This is a genomic window from Klebsiella aerogenes KCTC 2190, from assembly GCF_000215745.1.
Taxonomy (GTDB): domain Bacteria; phylum Pseudomonadota; class Gammaproteobacteria; order Enterobacterales; family Enterobacteriaceae; genus Klebsiella; species Klebsiella aerogenes.
Window position 1 is genome coordinate 1989321 of sequence record NC_015663.1, and the last position, 19046, is coordinate 2008366.

General features: G+C 56.4%; 22 protein-coding genes and 1 pseudogene. 15 read left to right on the forward strand and 8 right to left on the reverse strand.

Annotated elements, in window-relative coordinates:
* Positions 1-306: 306 nt before the first annotated feature.
* Genes ulaA through EAE_RS09615 form a run of 6 tightly spaced genes read left to right on the forward strand, consistent with a single transcriptional unit; the run spans position 307 to position 4721 of the window.
* Complete coding sequence (gene ulaA, locus EAE_RS09590; protein WP_015368616.1) at positions 307-1707, forward strand: PTS ascorbate transporter subunit IIC; 1401 nt, start codon at positions 307-309, stop codon at positions 1705-1707.
* A gap of 12 nt (positions 1708-1719) precedes the next feature.
* Positions 1720-2025, forward strand: coding sequence for a PTS ascorbate transporter subunit IIB (gene ulaB, locus EAE_RS09595; protein WP_001577590.1), 306 nt, complete (start codon positions 1720-1722; stop codon positions 2023-2025).
* A gap of 9 nt (positions 2026-2034) precedes the next feature.
* Complete coding sequence (gene ulaC / locus EAE_RS09600) at positions 2035-2502, forward strand: PTS ascorbate transporter subunit IIA (RefSeq protein ID WP_015368614.1); 468 nt, start codon at positions 2035-2037, stop codon at positions 2500-2502.
* 15 nt (positions 2503-2517) lie between these two features.
* Positions 2518-3171, forward strand: a complete 654-nt coding sequence (gene ulaD, locus EAE_RS09605; protein ID WP_015368613.1) for a 3-keto-L-gulonate-6-phosphate decarboxylase UlaD — start codon at positions 2518-2520, stop codon at positions 3169-3171.
* 9 nt (positions 3172-3180) lie between these two features.
* Positions 3181-4035, forward strand: coding sequence for an L-ribulose-5-phosphate 3-epimerase (locus EAE_RS09610; protein WP_015704177.1), 855 nt, complete (start codon positions 3181-3183; stop codon positions 4033-4035).
* Positions 4035-4721, forward strand: coding sequence for an L-ribulose-5-phosphate 4-epimerase (locus tag EAE_RS09615; RefSeq protein ID WP_015704178.1), 687 nt, complete (start codon positions 4035-4037; stop codon positions 4719-4721). The genes EAE_RS09610 and EAE_RS09615 overlap by 1 nt, the downstream gene beginning before the upstream one ends.
* A 61-nt stretch (positions 4722-4782) precedes the next feature.
* Here the strand turns inward: EAE_RS09615 and EAE_RS09620 are convergent, their stop codons facing one another.
* Positions 4783-5976 carry an MFS transporter gene (locus EAE_RS09620; RefSeq protein WP_015704179.1) on the reverse strand — a complete coding sequence of 398 codons (1194 nt, stop codon included), beginning with the start codon at positions 5974-5976 and terminating at the stop codon, positions 4783-4785.
* A gap of 147 nt (positions 5977-6123) precedes the next feature.
* Positions 6124-6399, reverse strand: a complete 276-nt coding sequence (locus EAE_RS09625; protein ID WP_015704180.1) for a YdgH/BhsA/McbA family protein — start codon at positions 6397-6399, stop codon at positions 6124-6126.
* A gap of 339 nt (positions 6400-6738) precedes the next feature.
* Between EAE_RS09625 and rpsF the strand changes: the two genes are divergently transcribed.
* The 5 genes from rpsF (at position 6739) to EAE_RS09650 (ending at position 9258) form a co-directional block, all read left to right on the forward strand.
* Positions 6739-7134, forward strand: coding sequence for a 30S ribosomal protein S6 (gene rpsF / locus EAE_RS09630; protein ID WP_004098001.1), 396 nt, complete (start codon positions 6739-6741; stop codon positions 7132-7134).
* Between the two features lie 5 nt (positions 7135-7139).
* Positions 7140-7454, forward strand: coding sequence for a primosomal replication protein N (gene priB / locus EAE_RS09635; protein WP_015704181.1), 315 nt, complete (start codon positions 7140-7142; stop codon positions 7452-7454).
* A 4-nt stretch (positions 7455-7458) separates the two neighbouring features.
* Positions 7459-7686 carry a 30S ribosomal protein S18 gene (gene rpsR / locus EAE_RS09640; protein WP_000135199.1) on the forward strand — a complete coding sequence of 76 codons (228 nt, stop codon included), beginning with the start codon at positions 7459-7461 and terminating at the stop codon, positions 7684-7686.
* Positions 7687-7727: 41 nt separating this feature from the next.
* On the forward strand, positions 7728-8177 hold the full coding sequence (gene rplI / locus EAE_RS09645) for a 50S ribosomal protein L9 (protein WP_015368607.1): 450 nt from the start codon (positions 7728-7730) through the stop codon (positions 8175-8177).
* 145 nt (positions 8178-8322) lie between these two features.
* Complete coding sequence (locus EAE_RS09650) at positions 8323-9258, forward strand: DMT family transporter (protein ID WP_015704182.1); 936 nt, start codon at positions 8323-8325, stop codon at positions 9256-9258.
* Positions 9259-9290: 32 nt separating this feature from the next.
* Here the strand turns inward: EAE_RS09650 and EAE_RS09655 are convergent, their stop codons facing one another.
* Positions 9291-9962, reverse strand: coding sequence for a LysM-like peptidoglycan-binding domain-containing protein (locus tag EAE_RS09655; RefSeq protein WP_015368604.1), 672 nt, complete (start codon positions 9960-9962; stop codon positions 9291-9293).
* 209 nt (positions 9963-10171) lie between these two features.
* Here EAE_RS09655 and bamJ point away from each other — a divergent pair, with 209 nt between their 5' ends.
* Positions 10172-10792: a BamJ family beta-barrel-assembly machinery protein gene (gene bamJ / locus EAE_RS09660; protein ID WP_002886687.1), complete on the forward strand. Its 621-nt coding sequence runs from the start codon at positions 10172-10174 to the stop codon at positions 10790-10792.
* A 307-nt stretch (positions 10793-11099) separates the two neighbouring features.
* Positions 11100-12503, forward strand: coding sequence for a D-serine/D-alanine/glycine transporter (cycA, locus tag EAE_RS09665; RefSeq protein WP_015368603.1), 1404 nt, complete (start codon positions 11100-11102; stop codon positions 12501-12503).
* Between the two features lie 64 nt (positions 12504-12567).
* Here the strand turns inward: cycA and ytfE are convergent, their stop codons facing one another.
* From ytfE to EAE_RS09685, 4 genes are all read right to left on the reverse strand, one after another.
* Complete coding sequence (gene ytfE, locus EAE_RS09670) at positions 12568-13233, reverse strand: iron-sulfur cluster repair protein YtfE (RefSeq protein WP_015704183.1); 666 nt, start codon at positions 13231-13233, stop codon at positions 12568-12570.
* An 82-nt stretch (positions 13234-13315) separates the two neighbouring features.
* Positions 13316-14290 (reverse strand): DMT family transporter, encoded by a 975-nt coding sequence (locus EAE_RS09675; RefSeq protein ID WP_047079376.1) that lies wholly within the window; start codon positions 14288-14290, stop codon positions 13316-13318.
* A gap of 76 nt (positions 14291-14366) precedes the next feature.
* Entirely contained in the window at positions 14367-15191 is an 825-nt protein-coding gene (locus EAE_RS09680) for an AraC family transcriptional regulator (RefSeq protein ID WP_015368600.1), read from the reverse strand.
* Positions 15192-15271: 80 nt separating this feature from the next.
* Positions 15272-16120, reverse strand: coding sequence for an SDR family oxidoreductase (locus tag EAE_RS09685; RefSeq protein ID WP_015704185.1), 849 nt, complete (start codon positions 16118-16120; stop codon positions 15272-15274).
* A gap of 89 nt (positions 16121-16209) precedes the next feature.
* Between EAE_RS09685 and EAE_RS09690 the strand changes: the two genes are divergently transcribed.
* Positions 16210-16581 (forward strand): winged helix-turn-helix transcriptional regulator, encoded by a 372-nt coding sequence (locus EAE_RS09690; protein WP_015704186.1) that lies wholly within the window; start codon positions 16210-16212, stop codon positions 16579-16581.
* Positions 16582-16724: 143 nt separating this feature from the next.
* Positions 16725-16889, forward strand: a pseudogene (locus EAE_RS09695) (winged helix-turn-helix transcriptional regulator); the annotation flags it as partial.
* Positions 16890-16997: 108 nt separating this feature from the next.
* On the opposite strand, the gene cpdB reads toward EAE_RS09695, so the two are convergent.
* A complete protein-coding gene (cpdB, locus tag EAE_RS09700) occupies positions 16998-18941 on the reverse strand; it encodes a 2',3'-cyclic-nucleotide 2'-phosphodiesterase (RefSeq protein WP_015704188.1) in 1944 nt (647 codons plus the stop codon).
* Between the last annotated feature and the right edge of the window lie 105 nt (positions 18942-19046).

Consider the following 19046-nt stretch of genomic DNA (forward strand, 5'->3'; position numbering starts at 1 on the left):
TGTCACTGTTTTTTCAGGAATGCAATCGGCTATTTTCGATAAAAAGCGCTGATATCGTTGCGCTAACGCGCTGATAAACCCTGAATTTAATATCATGGATGTATGTATATTGTTGATATTAGTGGTTTGTTTGGTTGTGATATGACGTAATGTAAAATACACGCATAAAAAATGTGATTATTTGCGTGATGCGTCACATTTAATCAAATTCAATCTTGTTGTGATTGTTTTTGATTATTAGAGTGAGGGCGACGACAACTGCTGAGCGTCATGCGCGTTCAAAGCCTTCCTCTTCTGGAGTGTGTTATGGAGATCCTCTACAACATCTTTACCGTCTTCTTTAATCAGGTAATGACTAATGCCCCGCTGCTGCTGGGTATCGTGACCTGCCTTGGCTATATCTTGTTGCGTAAAAGCGTCAGCGTGATTATCAAAGGCACGATCAAAACCATCATTGGTTTCATGCTGTTACAAGCCGGCTCCGGCATTCTTACCAGCACCTTTAAGCCGGTGGTGGCGAAAATGTCAGAGGTTTATGGCATCAATGGCGCGATTTCCGACACCTACGCCTCAATGATGGCGACCATCGACCGGATGGGTGAAGCCTATAGCTGGGTGGGGTATGCGGTGCTGTTGGCGCTGGCGCTAAATATCTGTTACGTCCTGCTGCGCCGCATTACCGGCATCCGCACTATCATGCTGACTGGCCATATCATGTTTCAGCAGGCGGGGCTGATTGCGGTCTCTTTCTTCATCTTCGGCTACTCCATGTGGACGACCATTATCTGTACCGCGGTACTGGTCTCCCTGTACTGGGGTATCACCTCCAACATGATGTTCAAGCCGACTCAACTGGTTACCGACGGTTGCGGCTTCTCTATCGGCCACCAACAGCAGTTTGCCTCGTGGATTGCCTATAAAGTGGCGCCGTATCTGGGGAAAAAAGAGGAGAGCGTCGAAGACCTCAAGCTGCCGGGCTGGCTCAATATCTTCCACGACAACATCGTCTCTACCGCGATTGTGATGACCATTTTCTTTGGCGCCATTCTGCTCTCCTTTGGCATCGACGTTGTACAGGCGATGGCGGGCAAAACCCACTGGACGGTCTATATCCTGCAGACCGGTTTCTCCTTCGCCGTGGCCATTTTCATCATTACCCAGGGCGTACGTATGTTCGTCGCCGAGCTGTCCGAAGCCTTTAACGGCATCTCTCAGCGCCTGATCCCCGGCGCTGTGCTGGCGATCGACTGCGCCGCTATCTATAGCTTCGCGCCGAATGCCGTGGTCTGGGGCTTTATGTGGGGTACCATCGGCCAACTGATTGCCGTGGGTATTCTCGTCGGCGTTGGCTCCTCCATCCTGATCATCCCGGGCTTTATTCCAATGTTCTTCTCTAACGCGACGATTGGCGTCTTTGCTAACCACTTCGGCGGCTGGCGCGCGGCGCTCAAGATCTGTCTGGTGATGGGCATGATTGAAATCTTCGGCTGCGTGTGGGCGGTGAAGTTGACCGGAATGAGCGCCTGGATGGGCATGGCGGATTGGTCAATCCTGGCGCCGCCGATGATGCAGGGCTTCGCCTCGATAGGGCTGGCGTTTATGGCCGTCATTATTCTGATTTCACTGGCTTATATGTTCTTCGCCGGCCGCGCGCTGCGCGCCGAGGAAGACGCAGAAAAACAACTGGCAGAAGCCTCTGCTCAATAAGGAGTTCTGATTATGACCGTACGTATTCTGGCTGTGTGTGGCAACGGGCAAGGTAGTTCCATGATCATGAAAATGAAGGTGGACCAGTTCCTGACGCAATCAAATATCGACCACACGGTGAACAGCTGCGCGGTAGGTGAGTATAAAAGCGAGCTAAACGGCGCGGATATCATTATTGCCTCGACCCACATCGCAGGCGAAATCACCGTCACTGGCAATAAATATGTGGTTGGCGTGCGCAATATGCTGTCGCCTGCGGATTTCGGCCCAAAACTGCTTGAAGTGATCAAAGCCCACTTCCCGCAGGATGTGAAATAAGGAGCCGCCATGAAACTTCATGATTCTCTGGCGCAGAACCACTCCATACGCCTGCAGGCGGAGGCGGAAAGCTGGCAGGAGGCGGTGAAAATCGGCGTCGATCTGCTAGTGGCCGCCGACGTAGTGGAACCGCGTTACTACCAGGCGATCCTCGATGGCGTCGCGCAGCATGGCCCCTATTTTGTTATCGCGCCGGGGCTGGCGATGCCGCACGGCCGTCCGGAAGAGGGCGTTAAGAAAACCGGCTTTGCGCTGGTGACGCTCAAAAAACCGCTAATTTTCAATCACGAAGATAACGACCCGGTCGACATTCTGATCACCATGGCGGCAGTTGACGCCACCACCCACCAGGAGGTGGGCATCATGCAGATCGTTAACCTGTTTGATGACGAAGCCAATTTCGACCGTTTACGCGCCTGCCGCACCGAGCAGGAAGTGCTGGATTTAATTGAAAACGCCACTGCGGCGGCTGTTTAAGAGGGAGTTGATACGATGTCTCAGTTACCAATGTTGCAGGTTGCGCTGGATAACCAAACCCTGTCTCACGCCTATGAGACCACCCGGCTGATCGCCGAAGAGGTGGATATCATTGAAGTCGGCACTATTCTCTGCGTCGGTGAAGGGGTGCGCGCGGTGCGCGATCTGAAAGCGCTGTATCCGCATAAAATCGTGCTGGCGGATGCCAAAATCGCCGATGCCGGTAAAATCCTGTCGCGGATGTGCTTTGAAGCCAACGCCGACTGGGTGACCGTGATCTGCTGCGCCGATATCAACACCGCCAAAGGGGCGCTGGATGTCGCCAAAGAGTTCAATGGCGACGTACAAATTGAACTGACCGGCTTCTGGACCTGGGAGCAGGCGCAGGCGTGGCGTGATGCGGGTATTCAGCAGGTGGTCTATCACCGCAGCCGCGACGCGCAGGCCGCGGGCGTGGCGTGGAGCGAGGCGGATATCAGCGCGATTAAGCGCCTTTCCGATATGGGCTTCAAAGTCACCGTGACCGGCGGACTGGCGCTGGAAGACCTGCCGCTGTTCGCCGGTATCCCTATTCACGTCTTTATTGCCGGGCGCAGCATCCGCGATGCCGCCTCGCCGGTGGAAGCGGCTCGCCAGTTTAAACGCTCTATCGCCCAGCTGTGGGGTTAAGGAGCGGTTATGTTGTCGAAACAAATTCCGCTCGGTATCTATGAAAAAGCGCTCCCCGCCGGGGAGTGCTGGCTGGAGCGGTTACAGCTGGCGAAAGCGCTGGGTTTTGATTTTGTTGAAATGTCGCTTGATGAAACCGATGCCCGTCTCGCCCGGCTGGACTGGAGCCAGGAGCAGCGCCTCGCGCTGGTCAAGGCGGTAGCCGAAACCGGCGTCCGGGTACCATCGATGTGCCTTAGCGCCCATCGTCGTTTTCCGCTAGGCAGCGAAGATGACGCGGTGCGCAAGCAGGGGCTGGATATCATGCGTAAAGCCATTCAGCTGGCGCAGGATGTGGGGATTCGGGTGATCCAACTGGCGGGCTACGATGTTTATTATCAGCAGGCGAATGATGAAACGCGCCGCCGTTTTCGTGAAGGCCTGAAAGAGAGCGTCGAGATGGCCAGCCGGGCTCAGGTCACGCTGGCGATGGAAATCATGGACTATCCGCTGATGAACTCGATCAGTAAGGCGCTGGGTTATGCCCACTACCTGAACAATCCGTGGTTCCAGCTTTATCCGGATATTGGCAATTTATCGGCGTGGGATAACGACGTACAGATGGAATTGCAGGCCGGCATGGGGCATATCGTGGCGGTACATGTCAAAGATACGAAGCCCGGCGTCTTTAAAAACGTGCCGTTTGGTGAAGGGGTCGTCGATTTTGAACGTTGCTTCAAAACGCTCAAGCAGACGGGCTACTGCGGTCCGTATCTGATTGAGATGTGGAGCGAAACCACCGATGACCCGGCGGCGGAAGTCGCGAAAGCCCGTGACTGGGTGAAAGCGCGGATGGCCCGCGCGGGCCTGACGGAGGCGGCATAATGCAGCAGCTTAAACAGCAGGTATTTGCAGCTAATATGGATCTGCCGCGCTACGGGCTGGTGACCTTTACCTGGGGCAACGTCAGCGCAATCGACCGGCAGCGTGGGCTGGTGGTGATTAAGCCCAGCGGCGTAGCCTACGAGTCAATGACCGTCGATGATATGGTGGTGGTCGATTTGCAGGGCAACGTGGTGGAAGGGCGCTGGCGCCCCTCTTCTGATACCGCTACCCACCTTGCGTTATACCGCCGTTATTCCGGCCTTGGCGGGGTGGTGCATACCCACTCGACGCACGCTACCGCCTGGGCGCAGGCGGGGCTGGCAATCCCGGCGCTCGGCACCACCCACGCGGACTACTTCTTCGGTGATATCCCCTGCACCCGGGCGCTCAGCGCACAGGAGGTGGAAGAGGCCTATGAGTTGAACACCGGGAAGGTGATTATCGAAACGCTGGGCGAGGCCAACCCGTTACATACGCCGGGAATTGTGGTGTATCAGCACGGACCCTTCTCCTGGGGGAAAGATGCCCACGAGGCGGTGCACAATGCGGTGGTGATGGAAGAAGTGGCGCGAATGGCGTGGATCGCCCGCGGCATTAATCCGCAGCTACAGCCCATCGACAGCTGGCTAATGGAGAAACATTTTCTGCGTAAACACGGGCCTGACGCCTACTACGGGCAGAAGTAAGCTACGCGCTCCGGGGCTTTCACCTCAGGGTGAAGCAACTGGTCTGGCCCCGGAGCCGTTTTTAACCCTGACGATAGGCCGATGGCATACAGCGCATGCCGATGAGCGTCAGCAGACAGATAACCGCGCCGGCGTAAAACGTCGATGCGGCGCCGAAGCTTTCCCAGAGTATCCCCGCGCCGGTACTGGCCAGCAGCAGCGCCAGCCCGCTCATCAGGTTGAACATGCCGAATGCCGTACCGCGTAGTTCCGGCGGCGCGGTATGCGCAACCATGGCCGCCAGTAGGCCTTGAGTCATCCCCATGTGAATCCCCCACAGCGCGACGCCGATCAGCAGCGTGCTCCAGTGGCCGCTGAGCGCCAGCACGATATCGGCGAGGATCAGCACCAGCAGCCCCCATTGCAGCAGTTTACTGTGGCTCATGCTGTCAGAGAGCTTACCGAACGGGTAAGCCGTGAGGCTGTAGACCAGGTTCATCGCGACCATGACCAGCGGAATAGTAAACAGCGGGATCTCCATCTGCTGGGCGCGCAGTACCAAAAAGGCTTCGCTGAAGCGGGCGAGGGTGAAAATACTGCCGATCGCCACCACCCACCAGTAAGCGGCAGAGAGCTTTTTCAGGTTTTCGCGCTTCAGCGGGTTGCTACGTTTGTGCGCGATGGCGGATTTCGGCTCCTGCAGGCCAAAGCCCAGTAGAGCAATGGATAGTACGGCGGGAATGACCGCCACCCAGAAGATAGCGTGAAAATCGTTGGCCCAGATGAACATCAGCAGCACCGCCAGCAGCGGGCCGAGAAAGGCGCCGACGGTATCCAGCGCCTGGCGTAACCCGTAGGCAGCGCCACGGATCTCCGGCGGTGTTACGTCGGCGACCAGCGCATCGCGCGGCGCTCCGCGGATACCTTTTCCGACGCGGTCGATCATGCGGGCGCTAAATACCACCCCGGCGCTCGGCGCGAGGGCAAACAGCGGTTTACTCAGCGCCCCCAGCCCGTAGCCAAGCAGCGCCAGCCCTTTGCGTTTGCCAACGTAGTCGCTAATGACGCCGGAGAAGACTTTGAGAATTAAGGCGGTGGCTTCGGCTAGCCCTTCGATAAGACCGATAATAATGACGCTGGCGCCGAGCGTGGTGGCCATAAACAGCGGAAGCAGGCTGTGGATCATCTCGGATGAGACATCCATTAGCAGGCTGACGCCGCCGAGCACCCAAACTCCTTTCGGGATGCGACCTAACGTCGCGAAACGCGGGACCATCAATCACTCCTGATTAACAAACGGTGAATTGATGATTAAATCAGGTTGCGATGACGCTGGTAAGTCAGTTTGGAAAATAATTCTCAATTGCGTTTACATCGGCTATCGCTTCGCCCCTCGTGAGGAGAGGCGAAGCATCGACCTGGGTTAGCGGTAAAAAGCGGCGCTGGCATGAATAAGGCCATTGCTCTGCGGTTCGTGAATCAGGATTGGCTGGAAGTACTTCGCTCCCAGGGCATCGCTTTCCTGGTTCAGGGCCTGGTCGGCCTCTTGCTCGCTAGCCATATTATGGTTGATATAAATTACGCCCAGACTCTGCACATCGTCCATGTTGCGAGCCTGACGCCCATCGATTTTGATGGCTGCCAGCGCGTTGGCGCTAAGGAGTAGCGCAGCCATAACGGCGATGATAATGCTTTTCATAGAACGCTCCTTACTGACAGTACGGGTAAAACGCTGGACTCCTCTTGCTGGTGTCTGGCCATTGATTAAATTGTAATCGCTGGCGCGTCGCCTGATAGCGACCTTTTCTGATGCAGTTGTTCAAAAAAATGCCGCGTTCGTTATTGGTTAATTTTAAATCACCCACTTAGCCCAGCTTGGCGCTTAGTGCGAATTATTTGTGCAAATGCGCTTGTGTTCCTGGGGGGGCGCAATTAGAATGACGCGTCAATTTTTCAGCCGCCCTTTAACACGTTCCTTGCCTCCATGGGCCGCGGCTGACCCAGACAGGAGGCTGAATAATCCGTAAGGAGCAATTCGATGCGTCATTACGAAATCGTTTTTATGGTCCATCCTGACCAGAGCGAACAGGTTCCGGGCATGATCGAACGTTACACTGGTGCAATCACTGCAGCAGAAGGTACGATCCACCGTCTGGAAGACTGGGGCCGCCGTCAGCTGGCTTATCCGATCAACAAACTGCACAAAGCTCACTACGTTCTGCTGAACGTTGAAGCGCCGCAGGAAGCGATCGATGAGCTGGAAACTAACTTCCGCTTCAACGACGCCGTTATCCGCAGCATGGTAATGCGTACTAAGCACGCTGTTACCGAAGCATCTCCGATGGTTAAAGCGAAAGACGAGCGCCGTGAGCGTCGTGAAGATTTCGCTAACGAAACCGCAGATGATTCTGAAGCTGGGGATTCTGAAGAGTAATCCTGATGACCAACCGTCTGGTGTTGTCCGGCACCGTGTGCAGGATGCCCCTTCGAAAGGTCAGCCCGTCAGGAATTCCTCATTGCCAGTTCGTGCTTGAGCATCGTTCTGTGCAGGAGGAAGCCGGTTTTCACCGGCAGGCGTGGTGCCAAATGCCCGTTATTATTAGCGGACACGAGAACCAGGCCATTACTCACAGTATAACGGTCGGTAGCGCAGTCACCGTTCAAGGGTTCATTAGTTGCCATAAGGCAAAGAACGGCTTGAGTAAAATGGTTCTGCATGCCGAGCAGATTGAATTGATAGATTCTGGAGACTAGCCATATGGCACGTTATTTCCGTCGTCGCAAGTTCTGCCGTTTCACCGCGGAAGGCGTTCAAGAGATCGACTATAAAGATATCGCTACGCTGAAAAACTACATCACCGAAAGCGGTAAGATTGTCCCAAGCCGTATCACCGGTACCCGTGCAAAATATCAGCGTCAGCTGGCTCGCGCTATCAAACGCGCACGCTACCTGTCCCTGCTGCCGTACACTGATCGTCATCAGTAATCGGTCACGGTCCATTAATACGACTTTGAGAGGATAAGGTAATGCAAGTTATTCTGCTTGATAAAGTAGCAAACCTGGGTAGCCTGGGTGATCAGGTAAACGTTAAAGCGGGCTATGCTCGTAACTTCCTGGTACCACAGGGTAAAGCTGTTCCAGCTACCAAGAAAAACGTTGAGTTCTTCGAAGCGCGCCGCGCTGAACTGGAAGCCAAACTGGCTGACGTTCTGGCCGCTGCTAACGCACGTGCTGAAGCAATCAACGCACTGGGCACCGTTACCATCGCGTCCAAATCTGGCGACGAAGGTAAACTGTTCGGTTCCATCGGTACTCGCGACATCGCTGACGCTGTTTCTGCAGCTGGCGTTGCCGTTGCGAAGAGCGAAGTTCGCCTGCCGAACGGCGTTCTGCGCACCACCGGTGAGCACGAAGTAGACTTCCAGGTTCACAGCGAAGTCTTCGCTAAACTGGTTGTTAACGTTGTAGCTGAGTAATTTTTTACTCAACTCACGTCGATGCGCCGGCCTTGTGCCGGCGTTTTGCTTTTTAGCGCCAGCCTGATTTTTATCTGGTATGGTAGCTATTCTCTCCACTTTCTGGATGATAAAATAAAACACGATTTTATTTCCGGTAAAGTTAATGGACGCTTCCTTTCCGACCCCCTCGATTTTTGCCAATAAAAAAGTAGCTTATGTCTGCGCGACGCTATGCTGTCTGCTGTGGGGCAGTTCTTATCCCGCGATAAAAAACGGCTATGAACTTCTGTACATCGCCACCGATGATGTCCCCTCAAAAATTGTTTTTGCCGGTTATCGCTTCCTGTTTGCAGGCTTATTGTTGCTGCTGTTTGCGCTCGCGCAGCGCAAACCCATCGCCCGGCTCAATGGCCGCCAGTGCGGGCAGCTGGCGATGCTGGGGCTGACGCAGACCGCTATCCAGTACGCCTTCTTCTACGTCGGCCTGGCGTTCACCACCGGAGTGAAGGGATCGATCATGAATGCCACCGGGACGTTCTTCAGCGTTCTGCTGGCGCATTTTATCTACCAGAATGACCGGCTCAGCTATAACAAAACTATCGGCTGCGTGCTGGGCTTCATTGGCGTGATGTTGGTGAACTTCAACACCTCATTGGGCGATTTTAATTTTGTCTGGCAGGGGGATGGATTTGTCGTGCTGGCGGCGTTCATCCTCTCGGCGGCGACGCTCTACGGCAAACGCATCTCGCAAACCGTCGACCCAACGGTGATGACCGGCTGGCAACTGGCCTTCGGCGGCCTGGTGCTGGTGGCGGGCGGGTATTTGACCGGCGGGGAGCTACGGATGCACAGCGTGACCGCAGCGATGATCCTTGGCTATTTAACTCTGCTGTCGTCGGTAGCTTTTGCACTATGGAGCGTACTGCTCAAGCACAACCGCGTCAGTATGATTGCGCCGTTTAACTTTGTTATCCCGGTGGCCGGGACGGTGCTGTCGGCGATCTTTCTTGGCGAGAATATTTTTGAGTGGAAGTACGCGATCGCACTGGTGTTGGTATGTGTAGGGATCCGCTGGGTGAACAAAAACCAGGCGCGTTAGGCCGGGTGTTCGACCCGGCCTAAGCGAAGTGTTTATCGCGCACGCACGAAGCTGCCGTTCGACTGGCGGGTGAACAGCACCTGCTGGCCGTTGCCGGTATCAATAGTGAGGCCGGTGACGACGCCGTTGGCGTTCTGGCGAATTTGCACCGTCTGTCCACTCTGCAAGGTGCTTAATGGTTTGCCGGCGCCTTCGACCTGCGCCATGGCGTAGACGTCAGTGGCTGGCAGACCGTGGTCGCGGAACAGTTGCGCCAGCGTTTTGCCCGATTCAATCCGGTAGGTGCGCCACTGCTGTTCAATGCCCGGCGCAGACTGCTGCTGCGCCGGTTGTTGATACGGCTGAGAAGAGGAAGCGGTTTGCGTCTGGTCTGGCTGTTCATCCTGAATGGCTTCAGGCGCCACAGGCGCAACCTGGTCGGCATCGCTGACCGTCGGTGTATTGGTGATTGGCGGAAGCGGCACGGCCTGATTGCCCGAACCTTGCGGCTGAGACTGGGACTGCAGATCGAGATTAGCTTCGCGGCTGGCCTGGGTCGGCGTGCTGTTATCGCCGGAGGGGAGCAGGAAACCAATAATGACCAGCAGGAAGCCGGCGATGATGCCGCGGCGATGCATGGGCGGTAGCGGATCCATGAGACGAAGTTGATCCGGGGCGTGCCAGATCTTCGCCAGGGTAGATGTCAATTCAAAGCGCCCGGGCATGGCTTTCCTCCTGCTCCGCATATTTTTATCCTGCTTATGAGTATAGACGGCTAACGTCCTGAAGGTAGAGGTTAACCTGATATCGCCTATTGTTTCTGTTTCGCTGAGATTTGTCATCATCCGCCGACAAAGTTTTACCCATTCCTCTATGGCTGTTATGCTTTCGAACGCTTTTCTCAAGATGTTTATCACCAAAAAAAGGAACAAAGATGGCAACCCCGACTTTTGACACTATCGAAGCGCAGGCAAGTTACGGTATCGGCTTGCAGGTTGGACAACAACTGAGCGAATCCGGCCTGCAGGGGCTGCTGCCGGAAGCGCTGGTTGCCGGCATTGCCGATGCGCTGGAAGGCAACCAGCCGCAGGTGCCGGTTGAGGCCGTACACCGCGCGCTGCGTGAAATCCATGAACGCGCTGACGCCGTGCGTCGCGAGCGCTTCCAGGCGATGGCCGCTGATGGCCAGAAATACCTCGATGAAAACCGTGAAAAAGAAGGCGTGAACAGCACTGAATCCGGCCTGCAGTTCCGCGTACTGACGCAGGGCGAAGGCCCGATCCCGGCGCGCACCGACCGCGTACGCGTTCACTACACCGGCAAACTTATCGACGGTACCGTGTTCGATAGCTCCGTGGCCCGCGGCGAACCGGCTGAATTCCCGGTGACCGGCGTGATCGGCGGCTGGATCGAAGCGCTGACCCTGATGCCGGTAGGTTCCAAATGGGAACTGACTATTCCGCACAACCTTGCTTACGGCGAGCGCGGCGCGGGTGCTTCTATCCCGCCATTCAGCACCCTGATCTTTGAAGTTGAGCTGCTGGATATTATTTAAGCACCAGGGGCTTCCTCTCCTGTCAGGGGGAGGGAGCCAATAAAAACAGTGTAAAATCCTTAAGTTATAAATTTATTGGAATTTTGTATTGCATATAAGTTCGTTGAGTGTATTTTTGTGAGCTGTTTCGCGTTACATTGGTGATATAACACTCACTTTAAACATAAAATTAACATTATATCTAAATCATAGTATTCATCCCTCCGATTCTTACCTAATATCGATAAACCCTCTTGCCAGGGTTGCGACAAATGACAGGCCAACAGAGCCTGAACAACACAGACAGGTACAACAGGAAGAAAATCACATGGTAGATCAGGTCAAAGTCGTTGCCGACGAGCAGGAGACGACTGAACAATCGCTACGGCGAAATCTCACTAACCGGCATATTCAGCTTATTGCTATCGGCGGGGCGATCGGCACCGGGCTGTTTATGGGGTCAGGCAAGACCATCAGTCTCGCCGGGCCATCCATTATTTTTGTTTATATGATCATCGGTTTTATGCTGTTTTTCGTCATGCGTGCCATGGGCGAATTACTGCTGTCGAACCTCGAATATAAATCATTCAGTGACTTCGCCTCCGACCTGTTAGGGCCGTGGGCGGGGTATTTTACCGGCTGGACCTACTGGTTCTGTTGGGTGGTCACCGGGATGGCGGACGTTGTCGCCATCACCGCCTACGCGCAGTTCTGGTTCCCCGGGCTTTCTGACTGGGTCGCTTCGTTAGCGGTTATCCTGCTGCTGCTGGGCCTGAACCTCGCTACCGTGAAGATGTTTGGCGAAATGGAGTTCTGGTTCGCGATGATCAAAATCGTCGCCATCGTGGCGCTGATCGTGGTCGGCCTGGTGATGGTGATGATGCACTTTAAATCGCCGACCGGCGTTGAAGCTTCATTCGCGCATCTGTGGAATGACGGCGGCTGGTTCCCGAAAGGCCTCAGCGGTTTCTTTGCCGGCTTCCAGATAGCGGTATTCGCCTTCGTGGGGATTGAGCTGGTGGGTACCACCGCGGCGGAAACCAAAGACCCGGAAAAATCGCTGCCGCGGGCGATCAACTCCATCCCGCTGCGTATCATTATGTTCTACGTCTTCGCGCTGATTGTGATTATGTCGGTGACGCCGTGGAGCTCCGTCGTGCCGAGCAAGAGCCCGTTCGTTGAGCTGTTTGTTCTGGTCGGCCTGCCGGCTGCCGCCAGCCTGATCAACTTCGTGGTACTGACTTCCGCCGCCTCTTCCGCTAACAGCGGAGTGTTCTCTACCAGCCGTATGCTGTTCGGTCTGGCGCAGGAAGGCCAGGCGCCGAAAATGTTCGCCAAGCTGTCTAAACGCGCGGTGCCGGCGAAGGGCTTAACCTTCTCCTGCATGTGCCTGCTGGGCGGCGTGGTGATGCTGATGGTCAACCCGAGCGTGATTGCCGCGTTCACCATGATCACCACGGTGTCGGCGATTCTGTTCATGTTCGTCTGGACCATTATCCTCTGCTCTTACCTGGTCTATCGTAAAAAGCGTCCGCAGCTGCACGAGAAGTCCATCTATAAGATGCCGCTGGGTAAAGTGATGTGCTGGGTGTGCATGGCCTTCTTCGTCTTCGTACTGGTGCTGTTGACGCTGGAAGATGATACTCGCGAAGCGCTGATGGTTACCCCGCTGTGGTTTGTTCTGCTGGGCGCGGGCTGGCTGTTTGCCGGTAAAAAACGTCTGGCGAAATAAAAAAGGCCACCCGGAGTGGCCAATAAACTGACAATGTCGAGAGGGCGCCTGCGGGCGCCTTTTTTTATGGTTTTCCGGCGAGGGCACGCGGGAACAGCACGTTATTTTCCAGACTGATGTGCTCCATCAGGTCGTCAATCATCTCGTTAATGCCGTTGTACATCGCTTTCCAGGTGGTGCAGGCTTCCGGCGGCGGTGTCACGTTATGGGTGATGTGCTTGATGACTTCCAACAGTTCGCCCGCTTCGTCGTGCTCGCTTTCCATCACGCTGATAGGACCACCGGCCTGGGTTCCCATCCCCTGCTTGATCATCGGGAACAGGATCTGCTCCTCTTTCATCATGTGGCTGGAGAGTTCCTGGTGCAGCATGGTCAGATATTTGGTTAGTCCTTTTGGCACGTTCGGCTTATCGGCGTGGACGCGTTCAACCTTGGTTGCCTGCAGAATCAGTTCCGGCAGCTGTTCGCGGTGACGATCATGATAGCGAACGATGATGTGGTCGATGATGTCGGTGAACGGCGCGGCGCGCCAGTCGCGCTCGATCGGCTGCTCGGCCAGTTTTGTCAGCTCGGCTTCAATCGCCGCGACGTCCAGTGCTTTGCGCGCCGCCGCGCGATCCAGGGTTTGTTTGCCGCCGCAGCAGTAATCCATATCGTATTTACGGAACAGCGCGGAGGCGCGCGGGATGCTCAGCGCCAGCTCGCCTAAAGGTTGGTCACGGAAAGCCATAGCAATTACCTCGTCATCAAGAATATAAGATGCATATTAAATGCATCTTTAATCCATGGGAATACCCCTTTAGGATACCAGGCTATTTTTTTGGCTCGACGCGCAGTTCCTGCAGAACCGGTTTTTCCGGGCGGGCGCGAACCGCCGACACCACGCCGAGCACCAGCAGCAGGATCCCGCTCAGCGTCAGCAGCGGCGGCAGGCTCTGGCGTAGCAGGAAGGTGTACAGCAGACCAGCCAGCGTCTCGAAGACGATCAGCGGCCCGAGGATCACCGTCGGCAGACGCTGGCTGGCGACGTTCCAGCACAGCGCGCCCACCCACGAGCAGAGTACGGCAATCGCCAGCATCAGCGCGATGAATACAGCCGGGCGCGGGCCGAAGGGGAGCGGGAAGTCGCTATGCTGGCCCTGTAGCCACCCGCAGGCGGCGATATAACCGACCAGCGAGACCGGCAGGGTGACCAACGCCTGCGCGGTGGCCCACATCATCGGCGGCTTATCCGGGTTTTCACGCAACCAGCGGGCGTTGCGCAGGGCATACCACGCCCAGCAGACGACGGCGATCAGCGCGAGAACAATGCCCGAACCATAGCGCCACGGGCTGAAATCAGGAAGCCCGTGCTGCAGCTCCGCCACGTTGACGCATACCAGCCCCAGCGCAATACAGATTAGCGCCGGAAATAGCCGCCGCCACGGCAGCTTGCCATCGCGCTGGCTATACAGCAGGTTGGCGCACACCGGCAGTACTACCGGCAGGGTGCCGATAATCATTGTCGATACCGGCGCGCCGGTGCGCTGAATGGCGCTGGCCAGACAGAAGTAATAGATCAGGTTCCCCATCATGGTCAGCGCCAGCGCGGTCCACCAATCCTTGCCGTTCAGCTGCCGCAGACGCGCGCGGCCGAGCCACGCCAGCGGCAGGGCGATAAGTCCCAGCGCCAGATAGCGCCCCATCGACTGCAGCACCGCCGGATATTCCGGCACCAGCAACGGGCCAACGAAAATCAGCCCCCACATTAACCCCGCCAGCAGGGCATACAACACGCCGCTAATCATGATGACATCCATCTTCAGTTTGCTTGCGCCAAGTGTAGGAGGGTACGAGGGAAAGAATATTGTATGAGATTGCGCTTTAGCGCCCGGCGACCTGCTTTTGGTAACGCACCGGTGTGATGCCGTAGCGACGGGTGAAGGCGCGGGTTAAATGTGACTGGTCGGTTAACCCGGCGGCAATGGCCACTTCGGCGGCAGGCATGCCGTGGGTCAGAAACGCCTTGGCGCGCCACAGGCGAATCGCCATCAGCATCTGGTGCGGGGTAACGTGAAAGTGGGCTTTAAACTGGCGCTGGAAGTGATAGGGGCTGAGCGCTGCCACCTGCGCCAGTTCATCAAGGCTGACGGCGCGCATATAGTTATCGTGCAGGTAGTCGCGTACCCGATCGAAGCGGTGCGCCGCTTCCGGCGCCATTGGCGCATGGTGAGCCAGCGGGCGGAAGGTATCAACCAGGTCGAGCAGTATCCCCTGCTGCGCCAGCGGATCGTCTGCGTGCCACAGGCCGTAAATCAGTTGGCCGATTTGCCGGGCACGCTGCGGCTCCTGGCGCACGACCTCACTGAACCACCAGTGGCGAACGCCGGTGAAGGCTTCCAGCCGATCCGGCTCCAGATAAATCATCCGGTAGCGCCAGCCTTCGGCGGTTTCCGCCTCGCCGGTATGGAGCTCATCCGGATTCATGGTGACGATGGAATTGGCTGAAGCGACGTGCTGGCTGCCACGATAGCGAAAGCGTTCGGCGCCTTGTTCAATCACGCCGATGCCGAAGGCTTCGTGGGTATGCGGTTCAAAGGCATAACGGGAAATATGGGCGTGATAGAGCTCAACGCCGGGAAGTTGTTCGAGATGGCGAAAGCGCGCGCGGTCTTTTTCATCGCTAAATTGTGGTGGTACGCCCTGCATGCCGTGTCTCCCGACGATTCATCCCTTCAATATTAGAGATGAAGCGCCGGGACGCAACCGCAAAAACTGACAGGGAGCGGTTAAATGATGCCTTTTACGCTATCGGCAAGCGACGTGGTCGGGCGGCCAATCAGTTTGCTCAGAGTGCGGCTGTCGTCAAACAGTCCGCCTTTCGACGCGCCGGTATCGGAATCCGCCAGCATATCGGCAAGCCCGGCCGGCAGGCCGACGTTTTTCAGCGCGGCGGCGAAATCGGCTTCGCTGAGGTTTTGATAAACCACATTTTTCCCGCTTTGCTTGCTCAGCTCTGCAGCCAGTTCGCTCAGGGTCCAGGCGTTGTCCCCCGCCAGTTCGTAAACTTTCCCGGCATGACCCTCACCGGCAATAACGTGAGCGGCGGCGGCGGCATAATCGGCACGGGTGGCGGAGGCGATTTTACCCTCCCCGGCGGCGCCGATAAACACGCCGTGTTCCAGCGCCGGCGGCGCGCTGGCCAGATAGTTTTCGGTATACCAGCCGTTACGCAGCAGCGCGTAAGGAATACCGGAATCAGCCAGCATTTGTTCGGTTTCGATATGTTCACCGGCCAGGCCCAGCGGTGAGGTATCGGCATGCAGCAGGCTGGTATAGGCGATAAATTTCACCCCAGCGGCTTTGGCGGCGTTAATGACGTTACGGTGCTGGACGGCGCGCTGGCCGACTTCGCTGGAGGAGATTAATAGCAGTTTATCAACCCCTTGCAACGCGGCGGTAAGGGCGGCTTCATCGCCGTACTCGGCCTGCCGCACAGTGACGCCCTGCTGGCTGAGCGCTTGCGCTTTCGCCGGGTTGCGGACAATCGCCACAATCTGGCTGGCGGGGACGGTTTTTAACAGATCATGCAGTACGTGCTGGCCAAGCTGGCCGGTGGCGCCGGTAATCGCGATCATAGGTCTTCTCCTTCGTGTTCATTGGCAGTTGTGGTAAGCTAACACCTTAACTAACTTTTAGTAAGTACGTACAAAAAGGTAAGTATAAAATGGCCGAACCGACGCTGAGCGACAAACTGCGCAACGGGAATCTGTTTGCTGAACAGTGCCCGTCGCGTGATGTGCTAAAACACGTGACCAGCCGCTGGGGCGTGTTGATTCTGGTGGCGCTACGCGAGGGGACCCACCGCTTTAGCGATCTGCGGCGCAAAATGGGCGGCGTCAGCGAAAAGATGCTGGCGCAGTCCTTACAGGCGCTGGAACAGGATGGCTTTATCGACCGTGTTTCATATCCGGTGGTGCCGCCGCATGTTGAATATAGCCTGACGCCGCTCGGCCTGCAGGTGAGCGAGAAGGTGGCGGCGCTGGCGGACTGGATCGAGCTGAATCTCCCCGCGGTGCTGGCTAACCACGGGGAGTGAAAATGTATCACTCCCTGTAACCCCGGATAGCGGCTGGCGCCTTATCCGGGCTACCGGCCAGCTCCGCTTTGTAGCCCCGGTAAGCGCAGCGCCACCGGGGAGATGTACCCGGATAGCGGCTGACGCCTAATCCGGGCTACCAGCTGGAACAGGATGGCTTTATCGACCGTGTTTCATATCCGGTGGTGCCGCCGCATGTTGAATATAGCCTGACGTCGCTCGGCCTGCAGGTGAGCGAGAAGGTGGCGGCGCTGGCGGACTGGATCGAGCTGAATCTCCCCGCGGTGCTGGCTAACCACGGGGAGTGAAAATGTATCACTCCCTGTAACCCCGGATAGCGGCAGGCGCCTTATCCGGGTTGCCGGCCAGCTCCGCTTTGTAGCCCCGGTAAGCGCAGCGCCACCGGGGAACAGGCATTACTGACTCAAATCCAGCTGATAAATAGCGAAACCGATATCATCAGTCGCCACCTGCCGCATCGGATACTGTGCTTTCTCTTTGATAAACGCCGCGGCTTTGTCGCCAGGCGAGGTCTCAAAGCGAATATCCAACGGCGTTTTGCTGTGGATCGGCGCCAGTCGCCAGTTGTTATCCGCCGCCGGATGGATCGCGCCATCTTTCTTCGACTGTGCGCCAATCCACGCCGCCAGCACCGAACGGTTTTCGTCCGGGGAGGCAAAAGCGATATGGCTGTCGCCGGTACCGGCGAATTTGCCGCCGTAGGCGCGATAGTTATTGGTGGCGACGAGGAAGGTGGCCTGCGGATCGATAGGCTTACCGTTAAAGGTCAGGTCTTTGATGCGTTCTGACTGCGGGTGAATCATCTGGCACTCGCCGTCGTAGCGCGCCGGTTGGCTGACGTCGATCTGGTAATTGACGCCGTCAATCACGTCGAAGTTATAGGTGCGGAACCCGTCCCAGTTAATCAGCGACTGTGGTTTGCTGCTGGCGGGGTCAATCTGGTTAAACTGCCCGGCGGAGCATTCGAGCCACTCCTTGACCTCTTTACCGCTTACCTTCATCACCACCAGCGTGTTCGGGTAGAGATAGAGGTCGGCGGCGTTACGGAAGGTGAGCTGGCCTTTTTCCACTTCGACAAAGCTTGCCGGATCGTTTTTACGCCCACCGACTTTAAACGGCGCGGCGGCGGAAAGCACCGGCAGTTTCGCCAGATCCGGATCGCCCTGGATGTAGTGTTCGACATAGGCCTTTTGCGCCATGTTGACCACCTGCACCGTCGGGTCGTCCTGTACCAGCGCCAGGTAGCTATACATGTTGTCGGCGGACTTGCCGATAGGCTTGCTGACGAATTCGCGAGTGGCGTCGTGATCGGCTTTCAGCACCGCCACCATTTTACTATCTTCCGCCGCCAGCGATTTTTTCGCTACCGCGTCGTAAATAGGTCGCGCTTCGGCTTTAGCCTGCGTCACTTGCCATTTACCGCTGTCGTTATTCAGCACCAAATCGACCACCCCGAGATGATCGCCCCACATTCCCGGCATCACCGCCGGAATACCATTCAGCGTACCTTTGGCGATATCCGCGCCTTTAATGGTGGCGAAGTCTTTACCGGGGAACACCGCGTGAGCGTGACCGAACATAATGGCGTCAACGCCGGGTACCTGGCTTAAGTAGTAGACCGAGTTTTCCGCCATTGCCTGATAGGGGTCGGCGGAGAGGCCGGAATGCGCAACCACGACTACCACATCAGCGCCTTTCGCGCGCATCTCCGGTACGTACTTACGCGCGGTTTCAGTGATGTCGTTGACCTTCACCTTGCCGCTGAGGTTAGCTTTATCCCAGGTCATGATCTGCGGCGGCACAAAACCGATATAGCCGATGCGCAGGGTATGGGGTTGACCATCGCTATCCTGAACCTCGGTATCCTGAATCAGGTAGGGCGTAAACATCGGTTTGCCGGTTTTGAGATCGATAATGTTGGCGTTAACGTAGGGGAATTTCGCCCCGGCCAGCGCCTTGTGCAGGAAGTCGAGACCGTAGTTGAATTCATGGTTTCCCAGGTTGCCGACGGCGTAATTCAGGGTGTTCATCGCCTTATAAACCGGATGCACATCCCCCTCTTTAAGTCCTTTTGCCGCCATATAGTCGCCCAGTGGGCTACCCTGAATAACATCGCCGTTATCCACCAGCACGCTGTTTTTCGCTTCCGCGCGGGCTTTTTCAATCAGGCTGGCGGTTCTGACCAGGCCGAATTTTTCCGTCGCGGCATCTTTGTAGTAATCGAAATCCATCATATTGCTGTGCAGATCGGTGGTTTCCATGATCCGCAGGTCGACCGTCGCCGCGTTGACGCTGGCCGCCACCAGCGTGGCCAGCAGCGTTGCGCTAAACTTAATCATCAGAGGCGTCCTTTTTTATGAGCAATGGCACAAAAGAAAATGTATTTACATTCTGTTGCTTACAGAATTGTGAATTCTGCCAGAAAAGCGTGAATGGAAACCGCT